This window comes from Corynebacterium gallinarum, assembly GCF_014837045.1.
In the GTDB taxonomy this organism is placed as follows: domain Bacteria; phylum Actinomycetota; class Actinomycetes; order Mycobacteriales; family Mycobacteriaceae; genus Corynebacterium; species Corynebacterium gallinarum.
The window spans coordinates 1-5,873 of record NZ_JACSPR010000017.1 but is presented as its reverse complement, the minus strand read 5'-3'; the positions used below and the strand labels follow the sequence as shown (position 1 = coordinate 5,873).

The window sequence follows — 5,873 nt, the reverse complement described above, 5'->3', positions numbered from 1 at the left end:
GGCTACCCCGAGGCACGTAATGAGTAGGGCAGTTCTAGCCATAATCAGCAGAAAAGGTGGAGTGATTCGCCATGAAAGAGTCCATGAGCATCACCTCGTCGACGTACGCGTCGGCACTGCTGACACTGCCCTGGGGTACACCCCTGGAACAGTGGCCCGATAATCTCATCGCCGCGCTGCCCAGGGGTATTTCCCGGCACATCGTGCGTTTCGTGGGGATCAACCGTGGCATCGTCGCGGTCAAAGAAATTGGTGCGCGTACCGCCCACCACGAGTACAAGATGCTGCGTGAACTACAGCGCCTTGGTGCCCCCAGTGTGCGCCCCGTAGCCGTGATCACCGGACGCCATCCGGCAGAGGAAGACTACGGGGAGCTCACCGCAGCTTTGGTGACCGAGCACTTGGAGTTTTCCCTGCCCTATCGCGAGATCTTTTCTCGGCACCTCACGGTCGTGGAAGCGGAGAAGCTCATCCGCGCCCTGTCCGTGCTGTTGGTGCGGATGCATCTGCTCAACTTCTACTGGGGAGATGTGTCACTGTCTAATACTCTCTTTCGTCGCGATGCTGAAACCTATTCCGCCTATCTCGTCGATGCCGAAACCGGGGAGTTCCAGCCCAACCTCTCTGAATCACGCAGGCTTTACGACGTCGACATCGCCCGCGTCAACATCATTGGCGAACTCATGGACCTACAGGCGGGTGAATGCCTAGATAAGTCCATCGATGTCATCGCCCTAGGAGGCCTTGTCGAAAGCTCTTATCTTGAATTGTGGACGGAGCTCACCGCGGAGGAATCCGTCGATGCCAGTGAATATTGGCGCGTCTCTGAGAGAATTGACCGGCTCAATCAACTGGGCTTTGACGTAGGGGAGCTCAAGGTCACGAAGGACGATTCGCGGCAGGTTGTGCGCATTCGCCCTGTAGTGGTGGATCCGGGCCACTATCGTGCAGAGCTATTGAGCTTAACCGGGCTGAGCGTCGAGGAACACCAGGCCCAACGCCTATTGGGCTCGATCCAGGCCTATCAGGCCGTCGAATGCGGACCGCATGTAGGTCTTACCCAAGCCGCGCATCTCTGGATGACGAATGAATACGAACCGACTATCGCCGCCGTCCCCGTGGAGATGTTAGACAAGCTGGAGCCAGCACAAATCTTCCACGAAATCGTCGACCACCGCTGGTTCCTCGCCCAAGAAAGGGGAGGGGCTGTCACCCTCCCAGAGGCCACGGCATCCTATCTTGAATCCGTGCTTCCGGCCCGCCGCGACGAGGCTCGCGTCCTCAGCACAAACCCTTCAGACGAAGACTTGTCATAACCTCTCGCGTGCCCCAACGGCTCCTACGATCAAAAATCCTCCCTGCTTCCCTCAACTGTTTTTATATGTATTTGTATGTTTTAGGCCCGATTGCCCCATAATTGGGGAGGGTTTCAATGTCCGAATGTAGATATTGTCACAATCGGGTGTTTTGGGTCCGATTACTTGTGAATATGTGGAATACCTCACTAAGGTGGAAGGAAGGCTAACCAGTTCACAGTCGGACTGCAATCCGCTATGAAGTACTTGGTGGCGCTGGGAAGAAGCCTTCGTTATGGGAGGTCTCCCAGACACAATCGAATACGGGCCGGATATCCATCTCGGCTCATCACCCCGCTTTCTATCAAGAAAGATAAGGACCTCATGAAGCGTCTTACTCGCATCGCATCCATCAGCATGGCCTCCATGCTCGCCGCCGCAAGTCTCGTCGCGTGCTCCGGCTCCACCGACGAGGAAGGCGATGTTTACTTCCTGAACTTCAAGCCTGAACAGGACGCGGCATACCAGGAAATCGCAAAGGCCTACACTGAAGAGACCGGCGTTAAGGTCAAGGTCGTTACTGCCGCCTCCGGCTCCTATGAGCAGACCCTCAAGGCCGAGATTGGCAAGGACGCAGCCCCGACTCTCTTCCAGGTCAATGGCCCAGCCGGCTTCATCACTTGGCAGGACTACATGGCAGATATGTCGGACACCGAGGTAGCTAAGCAGCTGACCGACGACATTCCGCCGCTGACCACCGAGGATGGCGAGGTACGTGGCGTTCCGTTCGCCGTCGAGGGCTTCGGCATCATCTACAACGACGAGATCTTCGACAAGTACATCGCCACGTCCGGCGCAAAGATCAAGTCCACGGATGAGATCACCAGCTACCAGAAGCTCAAGGAAGTCGCCGAGGATATGCAGGCAAAGAAGGACGAGCTCGGTATCGAAGGCGCCTTCGCCTCCACCTCGCTGACATCCGGTGAGGACTGGCGTTGGCAGACCCACCTGGCCAACGCTCCGATCTGGCAGGAGTACCAGGACAAGGGAGTCGAGGACACCAACGAGATCGAGTTCTCCTACAACAAGGAGTACAAGAACCTTTTCGATCTCTACCTTGAGAACTCCACCGTAGAAAAGTCTCTTGCGCCGTCTAAGACGGTGTCTGATTCCATGGCTGAGTTCGCACAGGGCAAGGCCGCTATGGTTCAGAACGGTAACTGGGCATGGTCCCAGATTTCCGAGACTTCTGGCAACGTGGTCAAGGAAGACAAGATCAAGTTCCTGCCCATGTACATGGGTCTGCCAGATGAAGAAAAGCACGGCATCAACGTCGGTACCGAGAACTATTTGGGCGTGAACTCTGAGGCCTCCGAGGTCGACCAGCAGGCCACCAAGGACTTCGTGGATTGGCTGTTTACCTCTGAAGCTGGCAAGGAGCACGTGGTGAAGGACCTTGGCTTCATCGCACCGTTCGAAAGCTACACCGCTGAGGACACCCCGAATGACCCCCTTGCTGAGCAAGTCGCGGAAGCTATCGCTAACAAGGATCTGACCACCTACCCGTGGAACTTCCAGTACTTCCCGTCCCAGCAGTTCAAGGATGACTTCGGCCAGGATCTGTCGCAGTACGCCTCCGGAAAGCTGAAGTGGGAGGACGTCGTCAAGCACTTCAAGGACAACTGGGCTGCTGAGAAGGAATCCAACTGGGGCTAAAGCTCTATTCCCGTCCCCCTCGCCACACTCCTTCCAATAGCGGAGGGCGGGGAGGGGAGTAGGTGAGGGTTGTGGCCCGCGTCGCGAGCTTGTGCGCGAGCAGTTATTCCACATCCTCAGCCTCCTCTCCTCACCGCCTTCCCCGCTGGGAAACGTGTGGCACCACCTGAAATTAAGGTTTCACCACCATGCAAGCAACGCTGAAGAAGTACTTCCCAGTCTTTGTCTTGCCCACCCTTCTGGCATTCATGATTGCCTTCTTGGTGCCGTTCATCGTGGGTTTCTTCCTCTCCTTTACGGAGTTCACCACTATCACCAACACCAAGTGGGTTGGCATAGACAACTACGTCAAAGCTTTCTCCCAACGCGAAGGTTTCATCTCAGCCTTCGGTTTCACCGTCCTCGTGGTCATCGTCTCCGTGATCACAGTCAACATCTTCGCCTTCCTCTTGGCGTGGTTGCTGACCCGCAAACTCCGCGGTACCAACTTTTTCCGCACAGTCTTCTTTATGCCGAACCTTATCGGCGGCATTGTGCTGGGTTATACCTGGCAGACCATGATCAACGCCGTGCTTTCGAACTATGCCACGACTATTAGCGCGGACTGGAAATTCGGCTACGCCGGCCTCATCATGCTACTTAACTGGCAGCTCATCGGCTACATGATGGTCATTTACATCGCCGGCCTGCAAAACGTCCCACCAGAGCTCATTGAGGCTGCCGAACTCGACGGCGTCAACAAGTGGGAGATGCTGCGGCACGTCACTATTCCGATGGTCATGCCATCCATCACCATCTGCCTCTTTTTGACTTTGTCGAACTCCTTTAAGCTCTTCGACCAGAACCTGGCGCTGACCAACGGCGCTCCTGGCGGGCAAACTGAGATGGTGGCGCTCAACATCGTCAACACGCTGTTTAACCGTATGAATGTCGAGGGCGTCGGTCAGGCCAAGGCCGTTATCTTCGTCGTCGTTGTGGTCGTCATCGCGTACTTCCAGCTGCGCGCGACCCGCTCCAAGGAAATCGAGGCTTAAGTTATGACTACCAGCACTTCAGCGCAGGCCGCTCCGGCCTCGAAGAAGAAGGATCACCAGCTTCCCTCGGATAATAAGACCCACATGTCTGGCAGCGCCAAGTTCGTGGTCTACGCCATTCTGGCGTTCTTCACCATCGTCTTCTTGGGGCCGATCCTCTTCATCTTCATCAACTCCTTTAAGTCCAAGTTCGCCATCTCCTCCGATCCTTTCTCCCTTCCCATCGGTGAAATCTGGGTCGGCTTCGAGAACTTCATGGTGGGCTTGACCAAGCAGGGCTTCTTGGAGGCCACATTGTGGTCCTTCATCATCACGATCCTCTCCGTCATCGTCATCGTGTTCTTCTCCGCGATGACCGCCTACTACATCACGCGCGTCAAGACCTGGTGGACAAACCTTCTGTACTACCTCTTCGTGGTCTCCATGATCATCCCCTTCCAGATGGTCATGTTCCCGACGATCAAGATTGCAGACATGCTCCACCTCAACAACCCGATCGGCATCGTGGTGCTCTACCTCGGTTTCGGTTCCGGTCTGTCGGTGTTCATGTTTGCGGGCTTCGTCAAGTCCATTCCTCTGGATGTTGAGGAAGCTGCGATGATCGACGGCTGTGGTCCGCTCCAGAACTACTTCCGGGTAGTCTGGCCTATGCTCAAGCCAACTGCCATCACCGTGGCCATTCTCAATGCCATGTGGGTGTGGAACGACTACCTGCTGCCATACTTGGTCATTGGCCTGTCCACGCGATACAAGACCATCCCGGTGGTCATCCAATCCTTCGTTGGCTCCAACGGTAACCGCGATATGGGTGCCATGATGGCCATGCTGGTCTTGGCCATCATCCCCATCGTCATCTTCTACTTCTCCACGCAGAGGCACATCATCGAAGGTGTGGCTGCCGGTGCCGTGAAGGGTTAAAAGGTTGCGATAGGATAAAACCATGAATCGCATACTCGGCCCCGAATCGAAGTTCTATGCTGCTCTGAGCCTCTTCGCTGACCTAGTCATCGTGAATGTTCTCTTGGTGATAACGTGCTTTCCCGTATTCACCGGGGGAATGTCCTTGCGCACCGCCCACGCGGTGACCGGCCAGATGGTCCGCGAGGAAGGTTCTCGCCGCGGCTCGGCCTTCGTTCGGGGCCTTTTGACGCGTCCCGGGGTCAACACCGCATGGTGGCTCATTTCCCTCGCCGTCGCCGCCTTAGCCGCGTATGAATTCGCTATCATTGCCAAGGCAGATCTGGGTTCAATGGGCCTGATACTGCGCGCAGCCTTGATCTCGGGGCTTATCGTATTGGGCTCTGTCAGCGTATGGTTCTTCCATCTCGATGCACCGGGGCTCGGCTTCCGCCAAAGAATCACACAGGCCATGATGAAGGCGGTAGGGCACCTACCGCGTACTCTTTTGGCAATATTGCCTGGCATAGTGCTTGTTTTGTACCCCGTCTTTTTCCCAGCGCAGTGGGGAGGCTACCTGTTCTTCCTCGCAGTGCTCGGCCCGGCTCTCGCGGTCTATCTCGCCGAGCTAGTGCTGCAGTGGCCCGAACTCAATTCGCAAACGCCCGATAGCCCCTCTGCATAACGCGGTGCGCGCCAGCTGGCCTAAAACGAGAAATAGGGTAGTGGTATCCACGTCATCGTGGAACCACTACCCTGTGGTCTTTGTGGGCTTCCTAGAAGCTCTTTAAGCTTCGCCTTCCTCCTGCGCCTTCTGCTCCTTGAGCAGACGGGCAGCCGCGCGGCGACGAGAACGCAGATTCTCGATGCGCTCGGTCAAGAGTTCATCCAACTCCTCAATGGAGCGGCGCTCGCGCAGCATGTCCCAGTG

At 56.2% G+C, this 5,873-nt stretch carries 6 protein-coding genes; 5 read left to right on the top strand and 1 reads right to left on the bottom strand.

The features are described 5' to 3' along the window. The first annotated feature begins 71 nt into the window (after positions 1-71). The 5 genes from H9627_RS13980 to musI all read left to right on the top strand — a co-directional run bounded on the left by H9627_RS13980 (position 72) and on the right by musI (position 5,627). Entirely contained in the window at positions 72-1,316 is a 1,245-nt protein-coding gene (locus tag H9627_RS13980; protein WP_191734629.1) for a DUF4032 domain-containing protein, read from the top strand. 363 nt (positions 1,317-1,679) lie between these two features. Further along, positions 1,680-3,011: an ABC transporter substrate-binding protein gene (locus tag H9627_RS13975; RefSeq protein ID WP_191734628.1), complete on the top strand. Its 1,332-nt coding sequence runs from the start codon at positions 1,680-1,682 to the stop codon at positions 3,009-3,011. A 188-nt stretch (positions 3,012-3,199) separates the two neighbouring features. Continuing rightward, positions 3,200-4,045 (top strand): carbohydrate ABC transporter permease, encoded by an 846-nt coding sequence (locus H9627_RS13970; protein WP_191734627.1) that lies wholly within the window; start codon positions 3,200-3,202, stop codon positions 4,043-4,045. 3 nt (positions 4,046-4,048) lie between these two features. Next, positions 4,049-4,963 (top strand): carbohydrate ABC transporter permease, encoded by a 915-nt coding sequence (locus H9627_RS13965; protein ID WP_191734626.1) that lies wholly within the window; start codon positions 4,049-4,051, stop codon positions 4,961-4,963. A gap of 22 nt (positions 4,964-4,985) precedes the next feature. Next, positions 4,986-5,627 carry an ABC transport system MusEFGK2I component MusI gene (musI, locus tag H9627_RS13960; RefSeq protein ID WP_003860887.1) on the top strand — a complete coding sequence of 214 codons (642 nt, stop codon included), beginning with the start codon at positions 4,986-4,988 and terminating at the stop codon, positions 5,625-5,627. Positions 5,628-5,729: 102 nt separating this feature from the next. Here musI and H9627_RS13955 read toward each other — a convergent pair. Next, on the bottom strand, positions 5,730-5,873 hold a 144-nt coding region (locus H9627_RS13955; RefSeq protein ID WP_225213894.1), incomplete at its 5' end, for an RNA polymerase-binding protein RbpA.